This is a genomic window from Amycolatopsis xylanica, assembly GCF_900107045.1.
Classification (GTDB): domain Bacteria; phylum Actinomycetota; class Actinomycetes; order Mycobacteriales; family Pseudonocardiaceae; genus Amycolatopsis; species Amycolatopsis xylanica.
Genome location: NZ_FNON01000003.1, coordinates 580,249 through 606,077 on the forward strand (window position 1 = coordinate 580,249; position 25,829 = coordinate 606,077).

A 25,829-nucleotide genomic window follows, 5' to 3' on the forward strand; every position below is an offset into this window, starting at 1 on the left:
CTGGTGCGGGCATGGCCGAGCCCCCGCGCGAGGGGCGGCGCGCGGGGGCTCGGCGGTGACGCGGATCAGCCGCGCAGTGCGGCGACCGCCTTTTTCCAGTTGGCCTGATCGCGGGCTTCGCGCGGCGAGACGATCTCGGCGAACCGCACGATTCCCTGAGTGTCGATGAGGAAGGTGCCTCGGTTGGCCATACCGCCGATGTCGTTGAAGACGCCGTAGGTCTTCGCGACCTCACCGTGCGGCCAGAAGTCCGACAGCAGCGGGAAAGTGAAGCCCTGCTGCTCCGCCCAGGCCTTGAGCGCGAACGGGGTGTCGACGGAAACACCGACCACCTGGACGTTCTCGTCGCTGTAGCCGGCGAGCTCGTCGCGGACCTGGCAGATCTCGCCTTGGCAGATCTGGCTGAACGCGAACGGATAGAACACGAGGAGCACGTTCTTCTCACGCCACAACGAGCTCAGCGTGACCTGCTCCCGGTTGAGGTCGCCGAGGGTGAAGTCCGGGGCCGCCGAACCTGTTTCCACCGCCATGAGCCGATTCCCTTTCCGTCATCCCCTGATGGGGCTGGTCTGGTGGGACAGCAGCTTCAGCGAGCCGCCGTCCTTGACGATCACCCAGGTGACCCGGACCTGCCGCTCCGGCGCGGTCTCCGTCTCGCCTTCCAGCAGGATCCCGCCCTGGCTGATCACCATCGCCGTGTCATCGCTGAGGAACTTGACCGCCAACGGGTAGCCACGCACCCGCGCGCCCTTGAAGAAGCCCTCGAAGCCCGCCTTCATGTACTCGCGGATCTGCTCGCGGCTGGTGAGCTGGTCGTCCTTCATCAGGAGGCTGCCGTTTTCGGCGAAGGTCTCGGCGAAGAAGTCGGCGTCGTTGCGCTCCCAGCCTTCCTGGATGCGCATCGCGACCGTGAGCACGGCCTTCTCGTCCTCGCCGGTGAACTCGCGGTAGTACGAAGTGTCCTCTTCGATGCCCGCGGCGGCGAGGATGGCCGACGCGTCACCCCACGGCGTGGTCGTTGCAGCCATGCTGTTTTCTCCCTGGTTATGGTCGCGCGCCGATCGGTCACGACAACCATCCCGCACAGGGCTGCTCCGGAAAGTCCTCTCCTTTGCGCAAAGAGAAAAGCTCGTGAGTGTTCCCGACGGTTAGAACCGTCGGGAACACTCACGACTCTTGAAGTGGGTTCAGGCCGTGGGGCCCGCGTAGTGGAGGATTTCCCGCACTTCGATGCCCAGCCCGCCGAATTCGACCTCCGGCATCATGGCGGCGATCTCTAACGCGCGGTCCCTGCTGTCGGCCTCGATCACGTAGTAGCCCGCCAGGAACTCCTTGGCCTCCAGGTACGGGCCGTCGGTGACCGTCCGCTTGCCACCACGCTGGCTGACCACCGCGCTCGCGCCGGGGTCGGCCAGCGCCCAGGTGCCCTCCATCTCCCCGGTCGCCCTGATCTTCGCCTGGAAGGCGTCATGGCCGTTCATGACCTTCTCCTGGGTCTCCGTGTCCAAACCGGCCCAGGTGTCGGGGTTCATGTGGATGATCAGCATGAACTTCACGGGTCCACACTCCTTTAGCTCGTCACGGCGCCCTGTTCGGCGCCTCTCGCGGGTTGGTCGGAGCGGATGGGCCGTTCTCTACATCGGTCGCACATCTTTTTCCGGCACCGGGCACCATAGTGCCGTGCAGACTGTCGATGAGCTGGTCAAAGACCTCGTGCCGCGCGTGCTCGGCACGCTGATGCGCAAGTACGGGCAGTTCGACCTCTGCGAAGACGCCGTGCAGGACGCGCTGCTCGAAGCGACCGTGAGCTGGCGCGAATCGGGCCTTCCCGACAATCCGGCGGCCTGGCTGGTGACGGCCGCGTCCCGGCGCCTGATCGACCGCGTGCGCAGCGAATCGGCACGTCGCCGTCGCGAGGAGACCGTGCACGCGCTGGAAGAGCCCACCGTCAGGGACGAGCCGCTGACGGACCGGGACGACTCGCTGATCCTGCTCTTCCTGTGCTGTCACCCCAGCCTGTCCGACGAATCCCAGCTCGCGCTGACGCTGCGCGCGGTCGGCGGCCTGACGACCGCGCAGATCGCCAAGGCGTTCCTGGTGCCCGAAGCCACCATGGGCCAGCGCATCAGCCGGGCCAAGCAGCGCATCAAGACCTCGGGCGGGCGGTTCGAGATGCCACCGGAGAGCGAGCGGGCCAAGCGCCTCGACGTCGTGCTCCACGTGCTGTACCTGATCTTCAACGAGGGCTACACCAGCACGTCCGGCCCCGAACTGCACCAGGTCGAGCTGACCGGTGAGGCCATCAGGCTCACCCGCGCGCTGCGCCGGATGCTGCCGGAGGACACCGAGATCGCCGGTCTGCTCGCGCTCATGCTGCTCACCGACGCGCGCAGTGCCGTCCGTACCGGCCCCGACGGCAGCCTGACGCCGCTCGCCGAGCAGGACCGCGGCCGCTGGGACGCCGAAGCGATCGCCGAGGGCATCGCGCTCACCACCGAAGCGCTGGCCAGCGGCCCGCTGGGCCCGTACCAGCTGCAGGCCGCGATCGCGGCCGTCCACGCGGAGGCCCCGAGCACCGAGGCGACCGACTGGGCGCAGATCGTGCTCCTGTACGAGCTGCTCGAACGCCTCGCGCCCAACCCGATGGTCACCCTCAACCACGCCATCGCCGCCGCCATGGCCGACGGCCCGCAGACCGGCCTCGACCTGCTCAAACCCCTCGACGACGACCCCCGCGTCGCTAAGGGCCACCGGCTGCCCGCCGTCCGCGCCCACCTGCTCGAAATGACCGGCGACCGGCCAGCGGCCCGCGCCTCCTACGAACTCGCCGCCTCCCGAACCGAAAGCATCCCCGAGCGGAACTACCTGCTCGCCAAGGCCGAGGCCCTCCCGGAACCGGGATAAAGCCCGCTTTACTCCGCGACGGGATAAAGCGGGCTTTATGTCGGAGCGGGATAAAGCCCGCTTTATCCCGGTTCGGTGGATCAGTGACCGTTAGTATTCCGGCGTGCGCCCACCGGTACCCGGAGTTCCCCTGCTCGAGCGCGAAGACGAGCGCGGGCGGATCGAGGCAGCACTCGACTCGGCCACACGCGGCGAAGGCCGCGTGGTGGTCATCGAAGGCCGCGCTGGCATCGGCAAGACCCGGCTCGTCCAGGACACCCGCGCGCTCGCGAAGGAGCGTGGCTTCGGCCGGCTGCAGGCGGTGGGCGACGCGCTCGAAGGCGCGATGGCGTGGGGTGTCGTCCGGCAGATGGTCGAGCGGTCCGTTTCGCGCTACAGCGGCGAGATCCGCGAGAAGATACTGGCCGGGCCGTCCGGCGCGGCACTGACCGCGCTCGACACCGCGGCCGCCGACCCGTCCGAGGCCGAACTGGGCCGCACGCTGCACGCGCTGTGGTGGGTGGCGGTCGACCTGTCGTCGACGCGCCCGCTGCTGATCACGGTCGACGACGCGCACTGGGCCGATCTGTCGTCGCTGCAGTTCCTCGTCTATCTGTCACGCCGCATCGCCGACCTGCCGATCGCGCTGGTCGTGGCCACCCGGCCGCCCGCGGAGAGCACCGGCCCGCTGGCCCAGCTCAGCGTCTCGCGCCAAGCCGAGCGAATGCTGCCGCGGCCCCTGACGCCCGACGCGCTGGGCGAGCTCATCGGGCCAGCCGACGAGACGGTGGTGACCGCCGTGCACGCGGCCAGTGGCGGAAACCCTTTTCTGGCAAGGGTTCTCGTCGACGAGCTCGCCGCGCTCGGGCTACCGCTGGACGCCGCCTCGACCGCCGACCGCGTCGGCAAGCTCGGGCCGAGCACCATCTTCCGCGCCGCGATGGGACGGCTGCCCGGCGAGGCCATCCACCTGGCACGCGCCGCCGCCGTGCTCGGCACCGGATGTGACCCGTGGCTCGCCGCCGCCATCGTCGGGCTGAACCCCGGCGGCCTCTCGGTCGCAGTGGAAGCGCTGGTGGCCGCGAACGTGCTGGCCGACGACGGCGATCACCTCGTCTTCATCCATCCCGTCGTCCGCGAGGCCGTGCTCGCCGAACTCGGTCCGGTCGGCCGGTCCACCCTGCACGCCCGCGCCGCGACCAGGCTCTGGACCGCGAAGGCGGCCGCCGACCGCGTCGCCGCGCACCTCGCGCAGGCGCCGCGCGGCACCCTGCCGAACGCGGCCGACGTGCTGCGCAAGGCCGCCGCGTCCCTGCTCGCCTCGGGCGACGCCCGCACCGCCGTCGCCCACCTGACCAGGGCCGTCGACGAGCGTCCCGACGACGCGGGCCTGCGCGCCGAGCTCGGCCGGGCGCTGCTGCGCGCCGGTGACGCCACCGAGGCCAGACGTCATCTCCGGGTCGCCGCCGCCGGGCTGCCCAACGCCGAACTCGTCGCGGCCGCCGCCTCGGCGACCGCCGTCGTCGACGGCCCGGCCGCGGCGATCGCCGAGCTCAACGCCGCCATCGGCGACTGGACGATCGGCGTCCGCGACAACGGCAGGCTGCACCTGGAGGCCAGGCTCGCGGTGATCCGGTCGTTCCTGGCCGATCAGCGCCATGCCGCGTCCGAGCACCTCAATCTGTTCGCCGACCTGCGCGGCCGCACCCCCGACGAGCGCACGCTGCTCGGCCTGCTCGCCCAGATGGGCCGGTACGAGGTCCGGCCGTCGAGCGAAGTGGCGGAGACGGCGTTGCGCGCGCTGTCCAACGGCGCCTACTTCGACGACGCGACCGGCAGCACCGACGCGATGGTCGCCTGGGTGGTCGCGCTGCTCGCGCTGATCTCCTCGGACGGCGTCGACGACGCCAGGCGGGAGATCGACCGGGCCAGGTCCCGTGTGCGGGCGCACGGTTCGCCGGTCGAGTTCGCGATGGTGGCCAACGCGGCGCTGTTCCTCAACTGGCGGCTCGGGAACGTCCGGTTCATGGAGGCCGAGTCCGAGGGCACGCTGGCCGCGATCCAGCATGAGGACCCGGTGCCTCAGGTCGTCGCGTTGCGGGCGACTTCGACGCATTTCGCGGCCTACGCGGCCATGGAACGCGGCGACTTCGAGTGCATGGCCGCGGTGCTCGCCAAGTTCGACGCCGAGCACGCCGACGCACCGCGCATGATGCCGATGATGTGGCTGCACGAGCCGCGCGCGCTGCTGGCACTCGCCACCGGCGACCCGATCAAGGCCAGGACCGAGGCGTTCCAGCAGCGTGACGCGATGCTCGCGGTCGGCGTCGACCCGCCGTCCATCCCCTGGCGGCTGCCCGCCGTGCGCGCGGCAATGCTGCTCGGCGACGAGGCCGAAGCGCTCACCCTCGCGGAAGAACAGCTCGCCATCGCCCGCAAATGGGGAGCCGCGACCGAGGTCGGCGCCGCGTTGCGCCTGCTCGCGCACGCGGACGCGGCGCGAAGACTCGACTTGCTCACCGAGTCCGTCGCCGTGCTGGAGACCTCTCCCGCGCGCCTGCAGCTCGCGCGCTCGCTGGTCGACCTCGGCGAGGCACTGCGCGTCGCACGCCGCCGCACCGACGCCCGCACGCCGCTGCACCGCGGCATCGACCTGGCGACCGAATGCGGCTCCGACGTGCTGCGCACCCGTGGCGTCGAGGCGCTCGAAGCGCTGGGCGACCGTCCGCGCAAGCCGATGTTCGCTGGCCGCGAGGCCCTGACGGCCAGCGAACGCCGCGTCGCCGACCTCGCCGCGCTCGGCCGAGCGAACCGCGAGATCGCCCAGGAACTGTTCGTCACCCCCAAGACGGTCGAGAACCACCTGGGCCGGATCTACACGAAGCTCGGCATCAACGGGCGCCGTGAGCTGGCGAAAGTCCTCACCTAGGTACCCCCAGGGACGAGTTGAGGGATCGTCCCTCATGCGTTTGGGGGATCCCGGCGAACAAGCTTCACCTACCGACAGGCACACACCGGAGGTAGGAAGCCATGATCCGCAAGACCGTCCTCGCCGCAGTCACCACCACCGCCCTCGCCGGCGCCGTCTACCCGGCGACCGCCTCGGCCGACCTCGGCACGCCGCCGCCTTGCGTGAAGGTCACCGACCTGACGGCACCCACCTTCGAGGTCAGGCAGTGCGGCGTGAGCGACGTCGACCAGTTCCGCGCCGGGCTGGAGAACAACGGGAACGCGTACTGCGGCCCCACCTCGCTCTACAACGTCATGCACTACTGGTCGCACGTCCAGAAGGCGCCGATCGGCTGGGTGACCACCCGCGTCGGGAACCTGGACCCGCAGCAGCAGTCCGACTACAACGTCATCACCAACTCACTCGGCCGGATCGGCGTCGACGCCAAGTACGACGGCGGCACCAAGATGGGCAACCTGCGGACAGCCTGGAACATCGCCACCAAGCCCGCCCGCGACGCGGGCTGGTCGACCGCCGACGGCAACCTCAGCACCACCCAGACCTCCGACTTCGCAGGCGACCTGGCGAAGCGGCTCGCCCAGGGCCCGCTCCAGCTCGTCTACGGCCGCTACAAGGACGGCCCGCAGGCCGGTTCGCTGCAGCGCAACGGCGGCCACATCGTCACCGTGGTCTCGGCGAAGGGCGCGTTCAACGACACCACCGTGGTGCTCAAGCTGGCCGACCCCGGCCGCGCGGGTGACCACGGCCAGGACGGCTACCTGACCACGCAGTCCGCCTACGAGTCGCTGGAGGTCTACCTGGCACGCAAGATCATCTGGGAGTACGTCCCGGTCGCCGACGACGAGAACACTCCCGAGGACGAGAGCGCGCAGCCCGGCACCTACCGCTACGTCGAGCGCTGGGAGCTCACTGGTCCGCGTTACACCGGCACCACCCGCCAATTCGTCGAGTCGTTCAACTGGTTCGCCATGGCCAAGCCGGTCGGCTGACCCCTGCTCGAGAGCCCCGCCGCCTCTGGTGGCGGGGCTTTCGAGTTTTTCCGAGAATGATGTCCGGAGTGGTCCGGCGGTTCCGACGTCCCTGACGGAAGACCCACCACGAGCAGGGAGAAGACCATGAAATACCTCATCATGATGTTCGGCTCGCAGCAGGACTACGACATGCTCGCCGGCGGCCCGGCCAAGGGCCCTGCCTGGACTCCGGAGGACTTCGCCCGGCTGGGCGAGTTCATGGAGAAGTGGAACGGCGCGCTCGTCGAATCCGGCGAGTTCGTCGACGCCCAGGGCATGACCGCGCCCGTCCACGCCCGCCGCGTCTCCTTGCGCGACGGCGTGCCGGTCGTCACGGACGGCCCGTACGCCGAAACCCAGGAAGTGCTCGCGGGCTACACCCTCGTCGAGTGCGCGAGCTTCGACCGCGCGACCGAGATAGCCGCCCAGCTCGCCGACACCCCGCATCCGGCGGGCACGGACCTCGGCCGCGACTGGTACGTCGACGTCCGCCCGATCGCGGATTCCCGGGATCATCTGGATGACTGAGGGCCTGGAGGACCTGCGGGCGCTCGCCCCGCGGGTCCTCGGCGCCCTCGTCCGCCGTTACGGCCACTTCGACCTCGCCGAAGACGCGGTCCAAGAAGCCCTGCTGGCGGCCGCCACCCAGTGGCCCGCCCAAGGTCACCCCGAAAAGCCACTCGCCTGGCTCATCACGGTGGCCTCGCGGCGCCTGACCGATCTCTTGCGCGGCGAACAGTCCCGCCACCGCCGCGAAAACGACGCCCGCCCGCTGCAGGCAGGCCCTGTCCCTGATTCCGACGACACATTGATCCTCCTCTTGATGTGCTGTCATCCCTCACTCTCGACAGCGTCTCAGATAGCACTGACACTTCGGGCCGTCGGCGGCCTCACCACGGCCGAGATCGCCCGCGCTTTCCTTGTGCCAGAAGGAACAATGACCCGGAGGATCACCCGATCGAAGGAAAGTATCAAGGCCAGCGGAATCCCCTTCGCCCTCCCGTCGGACCACGCGGATCGCCTGGCCGCGGTGCTCCATGTCCTCTACCTGATCTTCACCGAAGGCTATGCGTCGTTGCACCGCAACGACTTGTCCCAGGAAGCGATCCGCCTCACCCGCATGCTGGTCCGCCTGCTGCCCGATGACGGTGAAGCCGCGGGCCTGCTCGCCCTGGAATTGCTGACGGACGCCCGCCGCCCGGCCCGCCTGTCCCCCGACGGCTCACTCGTCCCCATGGAATCCCAAGACCGCGCGCTGTGGGACAAGGCGCTCATCGCCGAGGGCACGGCGCTCCTCACCAAGGTCCTTCCCCGGCGGAACCCCGGCCCCTACCAAATCCAGGCCGCCATCGCCGCGCTCCACGACGAGGCCCCTTCGGCCGCCGAAACGGACTGGCCGCAAATCCTGGCCCTGTACGAAATCCTGCTGCGTCTCTCCGACAACCCTGTTGTCGCGCTGAACCACGCGGTCGCCGTCACCATGGTCCGGGGGCCCGCCGACGGCCTGAAGTTGTTGCAGACATTGGAAAACGACTCGCGCCTCACGTCGGACCACCGCCTGCACGCGACCCGAGCTCACCTGCTCGAGATGTCAGGCGACACCGCGTCCGCCCGCGCCTGCTACGAAACGGCCGCGACCCTCTCAGCCAACCTCGCGCAGCAACGCTACCTCCGCATCCGAGCCGCCCGCCTTCCCTAGCTCAAGGGTCGTGAGTGTTGCGGCCGGTTCTGGCCGACCCGTATTTGGTCACCTACGGCGGAATTCGCGGCGCTGTGCCTGGAGCGAGGGGAAGGTTTGCTGCGTTAGATGCAGCAAACCTTCCCCTCGCACACCCGATCACACCTCACAAGCCGAAATACGCCCCACTATGTACCTTTTGCCGGTCTCGCTGGCGAAACAAGGGTCGCCCTTGTCACACTGGAGGTAACAAGGGCCGCCCTTGACACCTCCAGCACAAACTCCGGCAGCCCGGCCCTCGCCGTGCATGGTACGAACGGGGCTTTTGTCACCGTGAGCGCTACAAAAGCCCCGTTCGTGCGGATCCCGACGAGCACAACCCGCGTAGATCACCAAATATGGCCGGTTCTAACCGGCCGGAACACTCACGACCCCCGCTCTCGGCAAGCCCGCCCAACCACGCGCGCGACCCGGCTTGTGTGAGGGCCTCCCTCACCCACACCGCTAAGTGAGGGCCTCCTTCACCCAGATATCCGGGTGAAGGAGGCCCTGACCAACTTGGGTTGAGTGTTGAGTGAGGGAGGCCCTCACTCAGCTGCCCTAGGGCACGCCGGATTTGGCTTTCCCCTCAATAGAACCGGCCGCGACACTCACGAGGCTTAGGGGGCGATGTTGAGCTGGGTGGCCTTGACCGCGTTGGCGACCTGGGTGCAGTCGGCGGTGGTCGTGCCCGCGACCCCGGTCTTGGCGTTGGTGGTGCACGCCGAGTTCAGCGCGATGCCGAGGTCCTTGAAGGTGGAGTTCGGGCGGAGCAGGTTCTCCACCTTCCACCACAGCGCGATCGACTTGTTCTCACCGATGCCGCGGATGGTCTGACCGTTGAAGGTGGCGCCGTCGGTGATCAGGAAGTCGGCCTTGCCGACGACACCGGCGTTGGTGTGCGGGTCACCGTTCGGGCCGGTCCAGTACGCGCCGTTGACGCGGTCGGGGCCGGGGCCCTCGCCGGAGTTCGCCGGGGTCTTCATGTCCCGCACCTGGCCGAGCGAGGAGCCGACGCCGAGCAGCCAGCGGTTCGCGCCGGTGGCGTTGGGGTCGTTGGCCTTGATCGCGATGAACTTGCCGAACACGTCGGAGAGGCCCTCGTTGAGCTGGGCGGCGTAGCCACCGTCCAGGCCCGAGGTGTGCTGGGTGACGCCGTGGGTGAGCTCGTGGCCGGTGATGTCCATTGTGGTCACACCCTCGCCGAACGCCATCTGCTCACCGTCCCAGAAGGCGTTGGCCCATGGGCACTGCGTGTGGCGGAGGCCGTCGCTTTCGGTGCTGATCTCGCACATGCGCACGGTGCCGCGCAGTGCCTTGCCTCGGCCGTCACCGAAGTCGGCGCCGATCTTGGCGGTCAGGTCGTAGCCGGTGTACTGGCTGTAGAAGTCCTGCGCCGCACCGAAGTAGTCGTAGACCTTGTTGACGTCCTGCGTCGCGACGGCCGCCTGGCCTTCCTTGCGGGTGACGCCGAACGCGAGGCCGGTGCCGCAGCGGATGTCCGCCTCGGTCGCGACGTCGAGGTCGACGATCTTGCGCTTCGCGTCGCACACCACGCGGTTGGCCGCGTGCTTGGCCTCGCCCCAGACGGTCTGCACCTGGCCCGATTCCGCGCGGACCACGACCGTCCACTTGTCCTCGGGGTCGGCGCCGCGCACGGGCACGAAGTACGCCGGGACGGCGGCCGCGTCCTGCGCCTCACCGCCGAGACTCGCGTCGTACCAATAGGTCTGCGCCGCGCCGGCGCGCAAACCCTTTGCGGTGCTGTCCCGGTTGGCGACGGCGTCGAGCGCGGCCTTGCCCGCGAGTGCCTGGGCCGCGGCGGCGTCGGCGGGGAAGGCGCCGGTGGTGCGCTGGCTGGTCTTGCCGACCGCGGCGAGCAGCGCGCCGTTGCCGTCGAGGTCCTGCACGATCTGCGCACCGTAGACGGGAACGCCGTTGATCTTCTGCTGGAGCCTGGCGACGCTGCCGCCGGGCAACGAGGTCACGTCGCTCAGCGCCAATTCGCCTACGGTGACACGGAATTGCTTCGCCAGCTTCGGCGCGTGAGAGCGGGCGGCGGCCGACGAGTCCGTCGTGGCCCCGGTGGGAGCGGCGGCCGGAGCGGCCGGCTCGATCGCGATCACGTGCCCGGCGGCGTCGGTGCTCACCTGGTCGGTCTGGGCCGTCGCCGCCGCGCCGCCGACCACGAAGGAAGACGTCGCGAATGCGGCCGTGAAAACGGCCAAAATCTTCGAAGACATTTGAGAAAACCTTCCGCGCCAGGGCCAGCCGATGTGACCCGTGCGGAAAGTGTGGGGAAACTCAGGAAAACGCCAAAGAGCCGAAAGTAGGGAGTGATCTACTTACCCGCCGTTGGGCGGTATTCGGACTAATCGAATACGCGCTGCGAGGCCGTGCCCGCGTAATGGCAAGCCCCATAACCATCGGCTCGCTCGACGATCCGCCCAGTGGCGACCCGGACGGCGGTCTCCGTGGCATCGCTGATCGCCGGGACCCCGGCAGCGGCGGCGACGGCTCCGGTCTCATCGCAGATCACCCGCAGCCGAGGCCAAGCCGAGTGCGGGAAAGCCTGCCGCAGGCACGCGCGCAGGTCCGCGATCACGAGGCGCGCCAACGGCATCAGCTCACCCGGATCACCCGTCACGAGGACGGCCGTGATCTCCGTGTCCGGCGCCGCCGCGCGTACCGCCTCCTCGATCGCGGACACCCGATGCAGCCCGAGTAACGCCACGATTCCGTCTCCGGCAAGGGAAACCGGCTCCTCGCGAAGCGCGTCGACCGCTCCAGGCGGGTCCCACGGGACGTCGAGTGATCGAGTCTGGGGGATCATGCGCGACGGGAGCCACTCGTCGCCGAGGTCGACGTCCGCGAGGCGGGCACAGGTGCTCACCACGTTGAACGGCTCGGTGAAGCCGGGCGCGGCGGCCGCCAGCTGGCTCGCGCCGTGCAGGACCGTCAACGCCGACTCGGCGACACGGACCAGCCTGCCGGAACGCGGGCTCAGCCGTTCCAGCGAGAGGCCGAGCAGGAGCGCGTTGAGCTTCGTCAGCTGCGTGAAGGGAACCCAGATCCGCTCGTCCGCGATGATCTCGGGAAGCAGGTCCATCGCGAGGCGGGCCGAGGCGTGGCGTCCGTCGGTGACGAGCGGGAGCCTGCCGACCCAGGCGCGGGCGAAGACGCCGAGCGCCTCGGCGACCGTCAGGCCGGGCTCCAGCGCGGGCGGGCGGGGAGCGTATTCGGCCAGTACCGCGAAGTAGAGAGCGCGCTTGCCTGGGAAGTTGGAGTAGACCGCGCCGCGGGTGAGTTCGGCACGCTCGGCGATCGAGTCGATCTTGGCCTCACGAAAGCCGCGCTCGGTGAACTCGTCCTTGGCGGCGGCCAGGACCTTGGCGCGGTTGCGCTCCTGCGTCTCCGCCCTCGTGAGCCGGGCCATCGTTCTCCTTGCCTTGACGTCCAGGATCAAGATACCGTCACCATTGAGATGATGAGAACATCTGCTCTGAACATTTGGAGTTCCCCGTGGTCCCCGAGATCGATCTGACCGACATGCAGGTCCTGCGTGATCCCTTCACCGCGTACGGCCGTGCCCGCGAGCAGGCGCCACTGGCGCGGGTCGGGGCGCCGGGCTTCGGGCCGATGTGGGCCGTGACCAGGTACGACGACGCCAAGCGGCTGCTGGTCGACCCGCGCTTCGAGATCAACACCGACAGCTTCATGCGCCCCGACGTGGCCGCCGAATACCTGCCCTACCTGCGGACCATGAGCGAGATGGCGCCGAGCGAGCACCTTCGCCAGCGGCGGCTCGTGGCGCCCGCGTTCACGCCGCGGCGTGCCGCCGAGTTCCGGCCGAGGATCGAGCCGATCGTCGAGAGGCTGCTCGACGAGCTCACCGACGGGGATCTGCTGACCGGGCTGGCGCGGCGGCTGCCCATGGAGGTGATCTGCGAACTCGTCGGGATCGCCGAGCCGGACCGGCCACGGTGGCGGGAGTACGGCGCGGCCGTCGCGATGGGCGCCGGGCCGAAGTTCGCCGAAGCGATCCCCGGCATCCTCGACGGGGCCAAGGAGGCGGTCGCGCGGAAACGGGCCGAACCGGGCGACGACGTGATCTCGGACCTCATCCGCGCCCAGGACGAGGACGGCGACCGCCTCAGCGACGGCGAACTCGTCACGCTCGTCTGGCATCTGGTGCTCGCCGGGCAGACGCCGACGAACCTCATCGCCAACGCGGCCGAAGTCCTGCTGACCAGCCAGGGTGACCTCGCCGCGTTCCACGAAAACCCGGCGGGAGCCGTCGACGAGCTGATCCGGCTGCACGGGCCAGGGCTGCTGACGATTCCGCGCTACGCCAGGGAAGACGTCGAGCTGCACGGCACCAAGATCGCCCAGGGCGAGCCGGTGCTGACCGTGATCGCAGCCGCCAACCGCGATCCGCGGGCGTTCACCGATCCGGACCGGCTCGACGCCGGCCGGACAGCGGGCCACCTGGGGTTCGCGCACGGGCCGCACTTCTGCCTCGGCGCGTCGCTGGCGCGGGTCGAAACCGAGGTCGCGCTCACCGCTTTGCTGCGGCGGTTCCCCGATCTCGCGATCAAGGAGGCCGAGCGCGCGCCGGACCCGGGCACCTGGCGGCTGTCGTCGCTGGTCGTCAGCCGCTGACGTCGCCGAGCGACTCCAGCAGCTTGCGCAGCGTCCCGACCAGTTCGCCGAACTCGGCTTCGGTCAGCGCCGAGAGCAGGCGCGTCTCGGTCGCGAGGTGATCAGGCAGGGCCCGGTCGATCAGCGCCAGGCCTTCGGCGGTCAGCTCGACCTGCACGCCGCGGCCGTCCGACGCGCGCTCGGCGCGGCGGACGAGGCCGCGCGCCTCCAGCTTGTCGAGGCGCTGGGTGACCGCGCCCGAGGTGACCATCGACGCCTTCATCAGCTCGGTCGGGCTCAGCGGGGCTCCGCCACGGCGGAGCGTCGCGAGCACGTCGAACGAGGCGGAGTCGAGGTCGTGCTCCTTGAAGGTCTGGCGCAGTTCGGCGTCGACCAGCTGCCAGAGCCGCTTCAGCCGCCCGATCACGGCCATCGGCGAAACGTCCACGTCAGGACGCTGCGCTGCCCACTGCTGCACGATGAAGTCGACGTGGTCTGCCATGCGGATATCTTAGCGGTGAGGCAAATCACTGGCAGATAGCTTAGCGGTGAGATAGTTTGTCTTAGTGCTAAGCAACCGGATCGCCCTCATCGCCGTCACCGCGCTGGCGCCCGCCATCTGGGGCACCACCTACCTGGTCACCACCGAATTCCTGCCGCCGGACCGGCCGCTGTTCGCGGCGCTCGTCCGGGCACTGCCCGCCGGCCTCCTGCTGGTCGCGCTCACCCGCAGGCTGCCGCGCGGGCAGTGGTGGTGGCGTTCGCTGGTGCTGGGCACGCTCAACATCGGCGTGTTCCTGGCACTGCTGTTCGTCGCCGCCTACCGGCTGCCCGGCGGGGTCGCCGCGACCGTCGGCGCCATCCAGCCGCTGATCGTGGCGGTGCTCGCGAGCGGCCTGCTCGGTGAACGGCTCACGCCGCGCACCGCGATCGCGGGCATCGCGGGGGTGGCCGGTGTCAGCCTGCTGGTGCTGCGCGCCGGCGCCAAGCTGGACGTGCTCGGCGTCGCGGCGGCGCTCGGCGGCGCGGTCGTCATGGCCACCGGGGTCGTGCTCAGCAAGCGCTGGACCTCACCCGCGCCGCTGCTCGCGACCACCGGCTGGCAGCTCGTCGCGGGCGGCCTGGTGCTGCTGCCGGTCGCGCTGCTCGTCGAAGGACCGCCGCCGAGCGGGCTGACCGCCGGGAACATCCTCGGCTACGCCTACCTCGCGATTCCCGGCGCCGCCGTGGCGTACGCGTTGTGGTTCCGCGGGATTCGCGGCCTGTCGGCCACCAGCGTCACCTTCCTCAGCCTGCTCAGCCCGCTGGTCGCGACCACGGTCGGCTGGCTGGTGCTCGGCCAGCACCTGACGACCGCCCAGCTGCTGGGCGCCGTCATCGTCCTCGCCGCGCTCGTCGCGGCCCAAATTCCTCTCAAGAAGAAGGAGAACCATGCGGATCACAGTGTTCGGAGCGGCGGGCGGCGTCGGGAGCCGAGTGGTGACCGAAGCGCGATCGCGCGGCCATGAGGTCACACCCGTCGGACGACGGCCGAGCCCGGGGATGCGCACCGGCGACGCCACGAACGTCGAGGACGTGGCCGCGCTCAGCGCGGGCCAGGACGTGCTGATCAGCGCGACCCGCCCGGCTCCCGGCAGCGGACCCGAACTCGTCGCGGCCGCCAAAGCGTTGCTGGAGGGCGCGAAGTGCCGCCTCCTGCTCGTCGGCGGGGCCGCGAGCCTGCGGGTGCCGGGCGGCGGCATCTTGTCCGACACCCCGGACTTCCCCGCCGAGATCCGCGAGATCGCGTTGGCCTGCAACGAACAGCTCGCCGCCTGCCGGTCCGCGTCCGAAGTGGACTGGACGTACCTGAGCCCGCCCGCCTCGCTGGAACCCGGTGTCCGCACCGGAAACTACCGCGTCGGCGCGGACGACCTGCTCATCGACGCGAACGGTCTTTCGTCCATCTCCATGGAGGACTTCGCGGTCGCGCTCGTCGACGAGGTCGAGCGGCCCCGCCATCGCCGGACCCGGTTCACGGTCGGCTACTGACCCGCGCGTGTCCGTTTCGTTCAAGCCGTGAGGCCACGATCCGGGTCACGATGGCCGCATGAAAATCGATCTGGACCGAGCATCCGCGTTCATGGCCGGGCACGCCCGCCTGCTGGACCGCCGCCGTTTCGACCTGGTCACCGGTCAGGGCGACGCAAGCGGCGTGCTCGCCGCGGTCAGTGCGTACCGGAACACCGACGGCGGCTTCGGCTGGGGGCTGGAGCCCGACCTGCGTTCTCCCGAAAGCCAGATCGCGGGCGCGTTGCACGCGTTCGAGGTCTTCGAGGAGACCCAGGAGCCGGCGCCCGAGCTGTGCGACTGGCTCGACACCGTGACACTGCCGGACGGCGGCCTGCCGTTCGCGCTGCCGCTCACCCAGCCCGCCGGTTCGTCGCCGTGGTGGGCGGGCGCGGACTCGACGCGGTCGTCGTTGCAGCTGACGGCCGCGGTCGCGGGCGCCGCCCATCGGGCCGGGATGAGCGAACATCCCTGGCTGCGCAAGGCGACCGAGTACTGCCTCGCCCGGATCGCCGAACGCACCGGCACGGGCTTCGCCATCGAATTCCGCTTCGTGCTGTGGTTCCTCGACGCGATCGGCGCCGAAGCCGAACTCGAGCGCATGGTCGGCTTCCTGCCGGACGACTGGGTCGTCCCGGTCGAAGGCGGCGTCGACGGCGAAGCCCAGCGTCCGCTGGACTTCTCGCCATGGCACGAAGGACCGTTGCGTGCCCTCATGCCACGCGAGGTCCTCGAAGCCGATCTCGAGCGGCTGGCCTCGTTGCAGCAGGACGACGGCGGCTGGGTCGTCGACTTCGTCTCAGCCTCCCCCGCGGCGTCACTGGAATGGCGCGGTTACGCGACCGTCGACGCGGTGAAGATCCTCCTTCCCTATCTGTGAGTGGTGGCAGGGGACGCGAATCCCCTGCCACCACAACGTTTTACGGGGTCTGCCAGAGCTTCGTCACCAAAGCCGCGGCCTTGTTGTAGATCGCGACACCGGCGTCCCGGCCCATCCGGGTCTGGCAGCCGAGCGTCGACTCCCACACCCCGGCGTCCCACAACGCCTGCGGCATGAAGTAACCGAGGTAGTCGTTGGCGTAGCCGACCGGCGTGATCGTGCGGTTGTTGTTCGACAAGGCCTTGAGCTGCAAGCCGAACTCGACGAACGGCTCACCCGGCATGCCCATGAACGCGACGTTGCCGAACCGCAGGCCCTGCACCTCGGCGTCGATCGTCGCGGTGCCGCGGTCGATCGCCGCCAGGAGCTCCTCGTACTCCTGGGCGGCGTTGCGCAGCGAGACGATCTCCTCCTCGCTCGCGCCGTTGTTGATCGCGTCCTGCACCGCCTGGGTCCGCGCGTCGAACTCCGCCTGGTACGGAGCACGGTCCGGCAGCGGGCGCGACGCGACGTTGATCTTCTCGGAGTACGCCTTGACCGGGCCGGTGACGGCCTTGCCGGGCAGCCCGTTGGACAGATCGGCGACGGTCATCCCGAGCGCCAGCCCGATCCGCTCGTTGTGCGCGAACGAATCCCGGATGACGGCTAAATTCGGCATGTTCCGCTCGTCGAAGGCGGAGCGCTGGTCGTCCCACAGCGGGTCGTCGTCCGGGTTGATGTTGCCCGCCGCGCCCTGCAGGAACAGGCAGACGTCCAACCCGGGCACGTTACGCTCGACCCACGCCGAGGCGGCGCCCGGATAGTCGGCGGAGACGTACGGGTTGACCTGCATGATCACCGGGTGGCAGGCGAAGTTGACGACCACCGTCCGCCAGGTGCCCGCCGCGTTCTCCAGCGTGAGCACACCGATCTCCGTGTCGATCGGCGCGGCGCCCGGATAGAAGGAGGCGTCGCGGTTCTTGACGAAGCTGCCGGGCTCGATCTCGCCGCGCACGTGCTTGGCGGTGACGGTCTGCCGCGACGCGTACGCGCTCGCCGCGACCTGGGCGAGCTTGTCGCGCAGGCCTTCCAGCCAGGTGAGCTTGGCCGGGTCGGTGTAGAGATGGCGGACGTCGCCGGTCTCCGGAGTGGAGTGCGCGTGCGAGCTGGCCAGCATGATGTTGGCGGCGGGCACCCCCGTCGCCGTGGTGACCTGTGCGCGGACCTCCGCGGTGAAATCCCTTGTCGGGCCGAGGATGTCGTTGTTCAGGCCGAGCGCGTCCACCGTGATGATGATGATCGTCTTGTTCGGCGTGACGTCGGTGATCGCGACCGCGCGGGCGTACAGCTCGTCGTGCACTCCCTCGAACAGCGAGTGCCTCGGCAGCCCGCCGACGTACGGAATCGTCAGCGGCGGCGTGATATCGATTTTCGCGGAACCAGCGGAATAAGCCATTTTGTTTCCCCTCAGTCGTACTTGCGCCTGTATGACGTTCACCGGCCACGCCAGGTTGCCTTGTCCGCCACAGGTTCGAATCCGGCGAACCTGGGCAGGAGAAGGCCTTCCCCGCGCGTGAGCGAAGGCAGCCGCCGCTCGAACGCGACCACTCCGCTCGACGGGATCACCCCTTCGACAGTCGCATATTCCTCCTTGACGGTTACTTCACGAGCCTGCCCGCCGGCGTCGGACAGGCAAACCAGGACAGCACTGACGTTATCGGAGGGCACCGACAATTCGAAGGCGTCGATCGGCTCGTACACCCGCGTCCCCGCGTCTTCCAGCGCGAGTCCCAGCACGATCGGGGTGAGCGCGCGGAAGTCGCCCGCGGTCGTGATCGGACTGAAATAGCCGGTATGCGTCAACGTGACCACGCAGTCGAGCACCTCCCAGCCGTACAGTCCGCGCCGCAGGCTCGAGTGGACCGTCTCCTCGATCGCGGTGTGGAACGCGCGCGGCAGCGACCCGAGCTCGACCTCCAGCCGGTACCGCACGCCGGAGCCCGGCGCGCCGGGCTCGACGCGCAGACCTACTGTCGCGTAAGGATCGTCGCGCTCACGCAGCTCGATGAACCGGACCGCGGCGCCGGTCCCCTCGAGCCGTTCGACTCGCAGCGTCCGAGTCTCCTCGAAGACCACTGGCAGGCCGAACTCCTCGGCCAGCTGGAACTGCAGCACCTCTTTCTGCACCTCGCCGTACAGCCGGACGGAGATCTGCTCATCGTCACGGCGTGCCTGGATGAACGGGTCCTGTTCGGCCAGTGACGTCAGCGCCGCGTACAACGCGCCCGGATTTTCCGCGCGTACCACGGTTTCCAGCGTCGGCGGCCGGAACTGGGGCCGTTCTCCCACCGGCTCCGCGCTGCCCAGGCTGTCACCGATCCGGACGTCTTTGAGTCCCCACAGCTTGGCGATGTCCCCGGCGACGACCCGGCTTGGCTCGCTCGCGGTGACCTTCGCGGTGCCCACGCCGAGCCCGCCGCGATACGCCGTGACGTGGTCGCGCACCGAGATCGAGCCGCCGTACAGCCGCGCGTACGCGATCTTCTCGCCCGAGGTCCCGCGTTCGATCTTGAAGACGGTCGCGCGCAGGACGTCCTCTTCGGACCCGCTCGCGGCGGGCAGCAGCGTCCGGACGCCTTCGAGCAGCTCGGGAATCCCCTCGCCGGTCATGGCCGAGCCGAAGTAGACCGGATGCACCAGCGCCCGCCCGGTCTGCGCGGCGAGTTCAGCCAGCGTCTCCGCTCGGCCCACCCGGTCCTCCACATAGGACTCCAGGAAGGCGTCGTCGTTGCCCGCGAGCACTTCGGCCGCGCGCCCGAGATCCGGCCGGACCTGGGCGTCACGCGTGCCGATCCCGCTGACCGTGGCCATCGGGATCGCGGCGGGCGTGAGCTTGCGCGCGATCGTCGCGAGCAGGCTGTCGTACGCGGCGCCCATCCGGTCGATCTTGTTGACGAACAGCAGCGTCGGGATCTTCAGCCTGGCCAGCGTGCGCATGAGCACGCGGGTCTGCGTCTGGACGCCTTCGACGGCCGAGATCACCAGCACGACGCCGTCGAGCACGCGCAGGGACCGTTCCACCTCCGCGATGAAGTCGGAGTGGCCCGGCGTGTCGATCAGGTTGACCTTGAGGTCGCCGACGGTGAAGGAGACGACCGCGGCGCGGATGGTGATGCCGCGCCTGCGTTCCAGGTCGAGCGTGTCGGTCTGGGTGCTGCCACCGTCCACACTGCCCAGTTCGCGGATGACGCCTACATGGAAGAGGAGGCGTTCGGTGAGGCTGGTCTTCCCGGCGTCAACATGCGCGAGAATCCCGATGTTCGAGGTCTTCATGGAGTGCCCTTGCGAAGGTCGCGGAATAGGAGATGGGGCATTCCGTTCCCTGGCGCATTCGACACTCCTGTCCTCGGGTGACCAACCGGCCGAGGCTAACAACGCACCTGTCGAAGGGCATCCGATTTTCCCGGCGTACCCTTTCTTCGGTGTCGATGACCACCGCTGACGACGTCGAAAAGGCCGGAGCCCTGCTCGACGGCGTCGTGCTGCGCACCCCGCTCGAACGCAACGAACGGCTTTCCGCCCGCACCGGCGGCGAGGTCTGGATCAAGCGCGAGGACCTGCAGGCCGTCCGGTCGTACAAGCTGCGCGGCGCCTACAACCTGATGGCCCAGCTGGGCGTCTCCGCAGGCGGCGTCGTGTGCGCCAGCGCGGGCAACCACGCGCAGGGCGTCGCGTACGCGTGCTCGGCGCTGCGGATCCACGGCCGGGTATACCTGCCGCGCACGACGCCGAGGCAGAAGCGCGAGCGGATCGCGGCCATCGGCGGCAGCTGGGTCGAGGTGGTCGTCGAGGGCGACGCGTACGACGACGCGCAGGCCGCGGCGCTGGAGTTCGCGGCGAAGACCGGCGCCGAGGTGGTGCCGGCTTTCGACGACCCGCGCACGGTCGCCGGTCAGGGCACGGTGGCCTGCGAGATCATCGACCAGCTCGGCCGCGTGCCGGACCGCGTCGTGGTGCCGGTCGGCGGCGGCGGGCTGCTCGCCGGGATGGCGGCCTGGCTCGGTTCGCGCCACCCGGAGGTCTCGCTGGTCGGCGTCGAGCCGTCCGGCGCGGCGAGCATGACGGCGGCGCTGGCGGCCGGTGAGCCGGTCGCGCTGACCGAGCTGGATCCGTTCGTGGACGGAGCCGCGGTCCGCCAGGTCGGGTCAGTGACGTTCCCGCTGGTCCGTGACAGCGGCGCGCGGATCGTCACCGTCGAGGCCGGCGCGGTGTGCGTCGAGATGCTGGACCTGTACCAGCGCGACGGGATCATCGCGGAGCCCGCCGGCGCGCTGGCGACCACGGCCGTGCGGGAGCTGCCGTCGGACGCGCTGACCGTGTGCGTGCTGTCCGGCGGCAACAACGACGTCAGCCGCTACAGCGAGATCCTCGAACGATCCTTGGTCCACGAAGGACTGAAGCACTACTTCCTGGTCGACTTCCCGCAGGAACCGGGGATGCTGCGGCGGTTCCTCGACTACGTGCTCGGGCCCGACGACGACATCACGCTTTTCGAGTACGTGAAGCGCAACAACCGCGAGACCGGCCCCGCGCTGGTCGGCGTCGAGATCGGCGCCAGGGCCGACCTGGACGGCCTGCTCACGCGGATGGCGGCGAGCCCGTTGCACATCGAGACGGTCGATCCGGCGAGCGCGCTCTTCCGGTTCCTTCTTTAGGCGCCGGGGCGGTTGAGGTAGATCGACGCGAGCGCGAGTACGCAGCCGAGCCCCAGGAACAAGGTCACCAGGAACGGCCCGCCGATGATCAGGTTCCAGACCGCGATCCCGGCCGCGACCAGTGCCACGGCGGCGTTGCGAACCTGCAGCGTCGAGGGTTTAGCCATGGCCTGAGCTTCTCATACGCCCATTTTCGTCGGTCCCCTCGGTTATCCTCCGGAAGTGGACATCATCGGGGAAGGACCAGGCACGGCCGAGGAGATGATCGCGGAGGCCAAGAAGGCGCTCTGGATCATGGTCGGCTTCCTGGCGATCATCTGGACCGTGCAGATCTTCAACGCGCTGAACGGTTACGACCTCACGCGCGAGTACGGCATCGAGGCGCGTGAGCCGGGCTCGCTGCCGGAGATCTTCACCGCGCCGTTCATCCACGGCAGCTGGGCGCACATCGAGGGCAACTCGGGCCCGCTGTTCATCTTCGGCTTCCTCGCCGCGTACCGCGGGGTGAAGAAGTTCATCGCGGTGACCGTGCTGATCGCCATCGCGAGCGGCCTCGGCGTCTGGTTCTTCTCGCCGTCGATGACCGTCACGGCGGGCGCGAGCGGCATGGTGTTCGGCTACTTCGGGTACATCATCGTGCGCGGCCTGTTCGACCGGCACCGCATCGACATCGTCATCGGGCTGGTGATGGCGCTGTGCTTCGCCTACCAGTTCAGCTCGCTGCTGCCGGGCGAGGCCCAGGTCAGCTGGCAGGGCCACAGCTTCGGGTTCGTCGGCGGCATCATCGGCGGCTGGCTCTTCCGCGACCGCCGCCGCAAGCCCGCGGCCCCCGAGCCGGAGACCCCGACCTTCACCGACCCCACGACCACCCTCTTCCCCAAGGACGCCTAGGTCGTGAGTGTTTTGACCGGTTAGAACCGGCCATACCACTCACGACGCTCAGCGCTCGGGTGAGTCGCCGGGGCCTTGCTGCTCGGCGAGGAACCGCTCGAACTGGTTCCCCAGCTCCTCGGCGGTCGGCATGTGCTCGACGCTCTCCGCCAGCAGGCTGTTGCGGCTGGAGGCCTCGACGAAGGTGTCGTATTGGCGTTCCAGCGCGCGCACCACGTCGGCGACCTCGTCGGACTCGGCGACCTGGCGGTTGATCTCGGCGTCCGCGGTCGCGGCGGCCTCGCGCAGCGGCTCGCCGGGCAGGTTCAGCCCGGTGGCCTTGACCAGCGAGTCGAGCACGAGCACGGCGGCGGCCGGGTACGTGGCCTGCGCCAGGTAGTGCGGCACGTGCGCGGCGAAGCCCATCGCGTCGTGACCGGCCTCGCCGAGGCGGAACTCGATCAGCGCGGCCACGCTGCCGGGCACCTGCATCCGGTTCGGCAGCGGCTGGTGGTCGCCGACCAGGTCGACCCTGGTGGCGTGCGAGGTCACGCCGAGCGGGCGGGTGTGCGGCGCGCCCATCGGGATGCCGTGGAACCCGACGGTCAGCCGGACGCCCCAGCGCTCGATCAGCGACTGGATCGCCTTGGTGAAGCGCTCCCACTCGTGATCCGGCTCCGGGCCGGTGAGCAGCAGGAACGGCACCCCGTCCTCGTCGTGCAGCAGGTGGACGACCAGCTCGGGCGCGTCGTAGCTCTCCCAGTGGTCGATCGCGTACGTCATCGGCGGACGGCGTGACCGGTAGTCGATCAGGCTGTCGACGGCGAACCGCGCGATCACCCGGTGTTCCAGCTCGCTGAGCAGGTGCTCGGCAACCAGAGCACCGGCCGAACCCGCGTCCATGAAGCCGTCGAAGTGGTGGAGGAGCACGACGCCGTCCAGGTCGGGGACGTCGGAGTCCACCTCGTACAGCTCCTCTGGATCCAGCGCCACTACGTTCTCCTGCTCTTCCTCGATCACACTCGTACTAACGGGTCAACGTCGCGAAGGCCAGAATCAATCCCGGTAGTACGACATCACCGCGGGCTGCCCCGTGTAGTTCGGGCCGGCTTCGGCGTCGGCTCCCAGGTAAGTGTAGGGCGATCGGACCTGCTTGCGGCCGCTAAGCCCGACCCGGCGCCGCCGCCCGTCATACCCGAACCCCTCCGCCCGCAGCGCCGCGACCAGCCGCCGCCCGGCCGGACTCCCGTCCGCCCGCCGGATGGACGCGAGATCGAGATCGGCGGCGAACCGGCCGTCTTCGGTGAGCCAGGACGCGACCTTCGCCAAGACCCCCAGCTTGTCGCCGACGTAATGCAGCCCGTGCACGCACGTGATCAGGTCGAACGCATACGGTGGTTCCCACTCGGTCACCGAAGCCTCGACGAACTCCACGCCGTGGTGCGGCGGCGGCGTGAAGTAGCCGACCAAGTCGACTCCGATGATCCTCACGCCCGGCAGCAACCCCGCCGCCTGCAGCAACGCGTTGCCACTGCCGCAGCAGAGATCCAGCCAAGCCGCGCTCGGCCTTCCGGCGAGAAAGTCGACCGGGTTGAAGCCGAGCTCGCGCGTGTAACTGTTGGCGCCCGCGAGGCCGCGGAGGCGGTTCATCGCGTTGTTGGCGACCACAGAGGACAGTGCGAGCTCCGCGTCGGCGAGCAGCCGTTTTTCCTTCACTCGTCCAGTTTCCCAGCCCACGCGCGCAAAGTCTCGAAGTCCGCCGCACGTAATCCGAGCCGGGGATCGACCCAGTGCAGCAACGCTTCGCCGTGCTGGCGCATGACCCAGACGCGGTCGGTTTCGGTGAGTTCGTCGTCCACCCAGGCAAAAGGCCGCCCGGCCGCAAACTCAACGATCGCGCGTGTCTTCCAGTGCAAGCCGTCCGCACCCTGCCGTTGCTCGGGCCACGCGATCACGGGCAGAGCGGGCAGTCCGAGTTCGGGCCCGATTTTCTGGTTCGCCTCGTGTGTCCACGTCGTCGCCCAAACAAGCTCGTAGGGCAGCGCGAGAAGGTCCTCGCCATGCGATGGCTTCAGCCAGACCCGTAGCGGCTTTCGGCGGCCGGGCATCGGCGCAGGCGTGACCGAAGTCCATATGCGGTAAGTGAGATATCCGTCCGGCCGCTTGCTCGGCTTGGCCTGGAACGGGTTGAGCGGTCCATCGACGTCGAGGAACAGAAGCGGGCGCATCGCGTCTCCTTCCCCGAGCCCCGGCCCAGCCTGGCACGTGTATCCCCGGCGGCAGAAACGAATTACTCCACAGTGGAGGGTTCGGTCAGCGGGACACCGGGCGGCATCCGGGCTAGCGGGGTTGACGGGTAACGGCGCTCACTCGTAGCGTGACATTCGCCGTCCGACCGTAAACGTTCACGTCCGGTTACGAAGAAGTGAAAGGACGGCATCCATGCTTCGCCGCTCACTCTTGGCGCTGGTCGCGGGGGTCGCTTTGGCGACGGCCGTGGTCACGTCGCCGATGGCAGCAGCAGCCGGGTTGAACCCGAAGGGCGACCCGAATCCGTACGGTGACCCGAACCTCGTCTCGATGTTCGACGGCAAGACGCTCGACGGCTGGACCTCGTCGAAGGACGGCCTGTGGTCGGCCAAGGACGGCGTGATCCACGGCAACGGGACCGCGCGCGGCTGGCTGTACTACAACAAGAAGCAGGTCGACACCTTCCGCTGGATCTTCACGCTCAAGCAGGTCAAGGGCGACCACAAGCCGACCGTGCTGATCTGGGGCAAGACCACCCCGGTGCTGAACGGTCTCGACTCCATCCAGTTCCAGCCGCCGAACGGCGGGCACTGGGACTACCGGACCGGGCACAACAACGGCGGCGGGAAGCTGTTCACGCAGTATCCGCACACCTCGATCGACATCAAGAAATGGGCGCAGTGCGAGCTGATCGGCAACGCGAAGACCGGCATCGCGCGGATGGCCTGCTGCCCGCTGAAGGAACCGGCGGCCACCTGTAAGGGTGTCGAAGTGCTCAAGTTCGAGGACAAGACGGCGGGCCGGGTAGGACCACTGGCCATTCAGGTCCACAACTCCGGTATCCAGGACGAATACAAGAACCTGTTCTTCGAATCACCCGTGGTGCAGAGTCCGGACAAGTTCATCACGACCTGATCCGTGAATTCGGCGCTGGATTCCACCTGGTGGAATCCAGCGCCGAATTTGTCTCGGGGACAATCGACTTCGGTATTGACCAGCAGTTCGCACACTGTGCTAACTTATTTCTCTGTTGTGCTGGTAACCGTAGTTGCGCCGTTTCCCCGAGAGGTTAACAAATGACGCCAGCGGCACGCCCACCCCACGCCTCAGCGCCACCACGCAGAACGCCCGGCGCGAGCAGCTCCCGCAAGGTCTTGCAGCTGCTGCTGGCGTTCTCCGAGCGCAGGCCCGAAGCCAGTGTCGCGGAACTCGCCGCGACCATCGGCACCCCGGTCGCGACGACTTATCGTTATGTGGCGCTACTGAAGGAACTTCAGTTACTCGAAGAAGGCAAAGCCGGGCGTTATCACGTGACCTGCCAGGTGATGCCGCTGGCCCGCGCCGCGCAACTGTCGAATGACCTCGCGCGGCTCGCCAAGCCGACGATGGAAGAAGCTGCGCGCGAACTCGGCGAAACAGTGTTGCTATTCCAGCATTTCGGGGACACGGCGGTCTGTGCCGACCGGGTCGAATGTGATCGGGCGATGCGGTTCACCTTCCAGCCGGGCCATTCCGTTCCGCTGGGGGAAGGCGCGTCCGGCAAGATGATGCTCGCGCTGCTGCCCGAGGCCGACCGGGAACGGCGGCTGCCCGCGGTGATGCAGCGGCGGGGGCACGGCATCCGTGACGAGCTCAAGCGCGCGGTGCTCAACCGGTACGCGGTCAGCTGGGGCGAGCTCGAAGAAGGCGTGTGGGCGTGCTCGGTGCCGGTGCACGTGCCGGGACATCGGCCCGCCGTGCTCACCATGGCCGGTCCGGCCGCGCGGATCAGCGACGAGGCGAAGCGCGCGGCGATCACTTCGCTGCAGGCGTACGCGAACCGGATCCAGCGGGCGGTGTCGTCCTACTCCCTGTAGCCCCCGGA

Annotated in this window: 25 protein-coding genes; 13 read left to right on the forward strand and 12 right to left on the reverse strand. The window is 69.0% G+C overall.

The window, feature by feature from the left end:
• Nucleotides 1–65: 65 nt before the first annotated feature.
• The 3 genes from BLV57_RS16370 to BLV57_RS16380 all read right to left on the reverse strand — a co-directional run bounded on the left by BLV57_RS16370 (nt 66) and on the right by BLV57_RS16380 (nt 1,547).
• On the reverse strand, nt 66–530 hold the full coding sequence (locus BLV57_RS16370; protein WP_091289599.1) for a peroxiredoxin: 465 nt from the start codon (nt 528–530) through the stop codon (nt 66–68).
• An 18-nt stretch (nt 531–548) separates the two neighbouring features.
• Entirely contained in the window at nt 549–1,028 is a 480-nt protein-coding gene (locus tag BLV57_RS16375) for an SgcJ/EcaC family oxidoreductase (protein ID WP_091289600.1), read from the reverse strand.
• 159 nt (nt 1,029–1,187) lie between these two features.
• Nucleotides 1,188–1,547 (reverse strand): YciI family protein, encoded by a 360-nt coding sequence (locus tag BLV57_RS16380; RefSeq protein WP_245757391.1) that lies wholly within the window; start codon nt 1,545–1,547, stop codon nt 1,188–1,190.
• Nucleotides 1,548–1,680: 133 nt separating this feature from the next.
• On the opposite strand from BLV57_RS16380, the gene BLV57_RS16385 reads away from it, so the two are divergent.
• From BLV57_RS16385 to BLV57_RS16405, 5 genes are all read left to right on the forward strand, one after another.
• Nucleotides 1,681–2,904 (forward strand): RNA polymerase sigma factor, encoded by a 1,224-nt coding sequence (locus tag BLV57_RS16385; RefSeq protein ID WP_281244417.1) that lies wholly within the window; start codon nt 1,681–1,683, stop codon nt 2,902–2,904.
• A gap of 103 nt (nt 2,905–3,007) precedes the next feature.
• Complete coding sequence (locus tag BLV57_RS16390) at nt 3,008–5,812, forward strand: helix-turn-helix transcriptional regulator (RefSeq protein WP_091289603.1); 2,805 nt, start codon at nt 3,008–3,010, stop codon at nt 5,810–5,812.
• A 101-nt stretch (nt 5,813–5,913) separates the two neighbouring features.
• Nucleotides 5,914–6,843 carry a hypothetical protein gene (locus BLV57_RS16395; protein ID WP_091289604.1) on the forward strand — a complete coding sequence of 310 codons (930 nt, stop codon included), beginning with the start codon at nt 5,914–5,916 and terminating at the stop codon, nt 6,841–6,843.
• A 126-nt stretch (nt 6,844–6,969) separates the two neighbouring features.
• Nucleotides 6,970–7,392, forward strand: coding sequence for a YciI family protein (locus BLV57_RS16400; protein WP_091289605.1), 423 nt, complete (start codon nt 6,970–6,972; stop codon nt 7,390–7,392).
• Nucleotides 7,385–8,563 (forward strand): RNA polymerase sigma factor, encoded by a 1,179-nt coding sequence (locus BLV57_RS16405; RefSeq protein WP_091289606.1) that lies wholly within the window; start codon nt 7,385–7,387, stop codon nt 8,561–8,563. The genes BLV57_RS16400 and BLV57_RS16405 overlap by 8 nt, the downstream gene beginning before the upstream one ends.
• A gap of 638 nt (nt 8,564–9,201) precedes the next feature.
• On the opposite strand, the gene BLV57_RS16410 is transcribed toward BLV57_RS16405, so the two are convergent.
• Nucleotides 9,202–10,824, reverse strand: a complete 1,623-nt coding sequence (locus BLV57_RS16410; RefSeq protein ID WP_091289607.1) for a M4 family metallopeptidase — start codon at nt 10,822–10,824, stop codon at nt 9,202–9,204.
• Nucleotides 10,825–10,952: 128 nt separating this feature from the next.
• Nucleotides 10,953–12,017: a TetR/AcrR family transcriptional regulator gene (locus BLV57_RS16415; RefSeq protein ID WP_091289608.1), complete on the reverse strand. Its 1,065-nt coding sequence runs from the start codon at nt 12,015–12,017 to the stop codon at nt 10,953–10,955.
• Nucleotides 12,018–12,103: 86 nt separating this feature from the next.
• Between BLV57_RS16415 and BLV57_RS16420 the strand changes: the two genes are divergently transcribed.
• On the forward strand, nt 12,104–13,243 hold the full coding sequence (locus BLV57_RS16420; RefSeq protein ID WP_091290411.1) for a cytochrome P450: 1,140 nt from the start codon (nt 12,104–12,106) through the stop codon (nt 13,241–13,243).
• On the opposite strand, the gene BLV57_RS16425 is transcribed toward BLV57_RS16420, so the two are convergent.
• The gene (locus BLV57_RS16425) at nt 13,233–13,724 is read right to left on the reverse strand and encodes a MarR family winged helix-turn-helix transcriptional regulator (RefSeq protein ID WP_091289609.1); all 492 of its coding nucleotides are present in this window, start codon (nt 13,722–13,724) and stop codon (nt 13,233–13,235) included. The two genes, BLV57_RS16420 and BLV57_RS16425, sit on opposite strands and share 11 nt — an antisense overlap.
• A 64-nt stretch (nt 13,725–13,788) precedes the next feature.
• Here BLV57_RS16425 and BLV57_RS16430 point away from each other — a divergent pair, with 64 nt between their 5' ends.
• The 3 genes from BLV57_RS16430 to BLV57_RS16440 are packed head-to-tail and all read left to right on the forward strand — an operon-like array spanning nt 13,789 to nt 16,151.
• Nucleotides 13,789–14,730, forward strand: coding sequence for an EamA family transporter (locus tag BLV57_RS16430; RefSeq protein ID WP_176968644.1), 942 nt, complete (start codon nt 13,789–13,791; stop codon nt 14,728–14,730).
• Entirely contained in the window at nt 14,702–15,253 is a 552-nt protein-coding gene (locus BLV57_RS16435; protein ID WP_245757348.1) for an NAD(P)-dependent oxidoreductase, read from the forward strand. The genes BLV57_RS16430 and BLV57_RS16435 overlap by 29 nt, the downstream gene beginning before the upstream one ends.
• A 58-nt stretch (nt 15,254–15,311) precedes the next feature.
• Nucleotides 15,312–16,151, forward strand: a complete 840-nt coding sequence (locus tag BLV57_RS16440) for a hypothetical protein (RefSeq protein ID WP_091289610.1) — start codon at nt 15,312–15,314, stop codon at nt 16,149–16,151.
• A 40-nt stretch (nt 16,152–16,191) separates the two neighbouring features.
• Here the strand turns inward: BLV57_RS16440 and BLV57_RS16445 are convergent, their stop codons facing one another.
• Together BLV57_RS16445 and BLV57_RS16450 are read right to left on the reverse strand one after the other, a co-directional pair.
• Nucleotides 16,192–17,586 (reverse strand): neutral/alkaline non-lysosomal ceramidase N-terminal domain-containing protein, encoded by a 1,395-nt coding sequence (locus tag BLV57_RS16445; protein ID WP_091289611.1) that lies wholly within the window; start codon nt 17,584–17,586, stop codon nt 16,192–16,194.
• Nucleotides 17,587–17,624: 38 nt separating this feature from the next.
• Nucleotides 17,625–19,463: an elongation factor G gene (locus BLV57_RS16450; protein WP_091289612.1), complete on the reverse strand. Its 1,839-nt coding sequence runs from the start codon at nt 19,461–19,463 to the stop codon at nt 17,625–17,627.
• Between the two features lie 155 nt (nt 19,464–19,618).
• On the opposite strand from BLV57_RS16450, the gene ilvA reads away from it, so the two are divergent.
• Nucleotides 19,619–20,845: a threonine ammonia-lyase IlvA gene (gene ilvA / locus BLV57_RS16455; protein ID WP_091290416.1), complete on the forward strand. Its 1,227-nt coding sequence runs from the start codon at nt 19,619–19,621 to the stop codon at nt 20,843–20,845.
• Here the strand turns inward: ilvA and BLV57_RS43275 are convergent.
• Complete coding sequence (locus BLV57_RS43275) at nt 20,842–21,012, reverse strand: hypothetical protein (RefSeq protein WP_176968645.1); 171 nt, start codon at nt 21,010–21,012, stop codon at nt 20,842–20,844. The two genes, ilvA and BLV57_RS43275, sit on opposite strands and share 4 nt — an antisense overlap.
• Before the next feature lie 64 nt (nt 21,013–21,076).
• Here BLV57_RS43275 and BLV57_RS16460 point away from each other — a divergent pair, with 64 nt between their 5' ends.
• A complete protein-coding gene (locus BLV57_RS16460) occupies nt 21,077–21,736 on the forward strand; it encodes a rhomboid family intramembrane serine protease (protein WP_425426007.1) in 660 nt (219 codons plus the stop codon).
• A 48-nt stretch (nt 21,737–21,784) separates the two neighbouring features.
• Here BLV57_RS16460 and BLV57_RS16465 read toward each other — a convergent pair whose 3' ends face one another.
• From BLV57_RS16465 to BLV57_RS16475, 3 genes are all read right to left on the reverse strand, one after another.
• Nucleotides 21,785–22,708 carry a PAC2 family protein gene (locus BLV57_RS16465; protein WP_091289613.1) on the reverse strand — a complete coding sequence of 308 codons (924 nt, stop codon included), beginning with the start codon at nt 22,706–22,708 and terminating at the stop codon, nt 21,785–21,787.
• Nucleotides 22,709–22,771: 63 nt separating this feature from the next.
• The gene (locus BLV57_RS16470; RefSeq protein WP_245757349.1) at nt 22,772–23,431 is read right to left on the reverse strand and encodes a class I SAM-dependent methyltransferase; all 660 of its coding nucleotides are present in this window, start codon (nt 23,429–23,431) and stop codon (nt 22,772–22,774) included.
• The gene (locus tag BLV57_RS16475; protein WP_091289614.1) at nt 23,428–23,943 is read right to left on the reverse strand and encodes an HAD domain-containing protein; all 516 of its coding nucleotides are present in this window, start codon (nt 23,941–23,943) and stop codon (nt 23,428–23,430) included. The genes BLV57_RS16470 and BLV57_RS16475 overlap by 4 nt, the downstream gene beginning before the upstream one ends.
• A gap of 214 nt (nt 23,944–24,157) precedes the next feature.
• Here BLV57_RS16475 and BLV57_RS16480 point away from each other — a divergent pair, with 214 nt between their 5' ends.
• Nucleotides 24,158–24,880 carry a 3-keto-alpha-glucoside-1,2-lyase-like domain-containing protein gene (locus BLV57_RS16480; RefSeq protein WP_091289615.1) on the forward strand — a complete coding sequence of 241 codons (723 nt, stop codon included), beginning with the start codon at nt 24,158–24,160 and terminating at the stop codon, nt 24,878–24,880.
• A gap of 161 nt (nt 24,881–25,041) precedes the next feature.
• A complete protein-coding gene (locus BLV57_RS16485) occupies nt 25,042–25,821 on the forward strand; it encodes an IclR family transcriptional regulator (RefSeq protein WP_091289616.1) in 780 nt (259 codons plus the stop codon).
• Nucleotides 25,822–25,829 lie beyond the last annotated feature (8 nt).

Bases quoted from the DNA above. Each gene is read 5' to 3' on its own strand.
- BLV57_RS16370 (WP_091289599.1), bottom strand. From the start codon at position 530: ATGGCGGTGGAAACAGGTTCGGCGGCCCCGGACTTCACCCTCGGCGAC.
- BLV57_RS16375 (WP_091289600.1), bottom strand. From the start codon at position 1,028: ATGGCTGCAACGACCACGCCGTGGGGTGACGCGTCGGCCATCCTCGCC.
- BLV57_RS16380 (WP_245757391.1), bottom strand. From the start codon at position 1,547: ATGCTGATCATCCACATGAACCCCGACACCTGGGCCGGTTTGGACACG.
- BLV57_RS16395 (WP_091289604.1), top strand. From the start codon at position 5,914: ATGATCCGCAAGACCGTCCTCGCCGCAGTCACCACCACCGCCCTCGCC.
- BLV57_RS16400 (WP_091289605.1), top strand. From the start codon at position 6,970: ATGAAATACCTCATCATGATGTTCGGCTCGCAGCAGGACTACGACATG.
- BLV57_RS16405 (WP_091289606.1), top strand. From the start codon at position 7,385: ATGACTGAGGGCCTGGAGGACCTGCGGGCGCTCGCCCCGCGGGTCCTC.
- BLV57_RS16410 (WP_091289607.1), bottom strand. From the start codon at position 10,824: ATGTCTTCGAAGATTTTGGCCGTTTTCACGGCCGCATTCGCGACGTCT.
- BLV57_RS16415 (WP_091289608.1), bottom strand. From the start codon at position 12,017: ATGGCCCGGCTCACGAGGGCGGAGACGCAGGAGCGCAACCGCGCCAAG.
- BLV57_RS16425 (WP_091289609.1), bottom strand. From the start codon at position 13,724: ATGGCAGACCACGTCGACTTCATCGTGCAGCAGTGGGCAGCGCAGCGT.
- BLV57_RS16440 (WP_091289610.1), top strand. From the start codon at position 15,312: ATGAAAATCGATCTGGACCGAGCATCCGCGTTCATGGCCGGGCACGCC.
- BLV57_RS16445 (WP_091289611.1), bottom strand. From the start codon at position 17,586: ATGGCTTATTCCGCTGGTTCCGCGAAAATCGATATCACGCCGCCGCTG.
- BLV57_RS16450 (WP_091289612.1), bottom strand. From the start codon at position 19,463: ATGAAGACCTCGAACATCGGGATTCTCGCGCATGTTGACGCCGGGAAG.
- ilvA (WP_091290416.1), top strand. From the start codon at position 19,619: ATGACCACCGCTGACGACGTCGAAAAGGCCGGAGCCCTGCTCGACGGC.
- BLV57_RS43275 (WP_176968645.1), bottom strand. From the start codon at position 21,012: ATGGCTAAACCCTCGACGCTGCAGGTTCGCAACGCCGCCGTGGCACTG.
- BLV57_RS16475 (WP_091289614.1), bottom strand. From the start codon at position 23,943: ATGCGCCCGCTTCTGTTCCTCGACGTCGATGGACCGCTCAACCCGTTC.
- BLV57_RS16480 (WP_091289615.1), top strand. From the start codon at position 24,158: ATGCTTCGCCGCTCACTCTTGGCGCTGGTCGCGGGGGTCGCTTTGGCG.
- BLV57_RS16485 (WP_091289616.1), top strand. From the start codon at position 25,042: ATGACGCCAGCGGCACGCCCACCCCACGCCTCAGCGCCACCACGCAGA.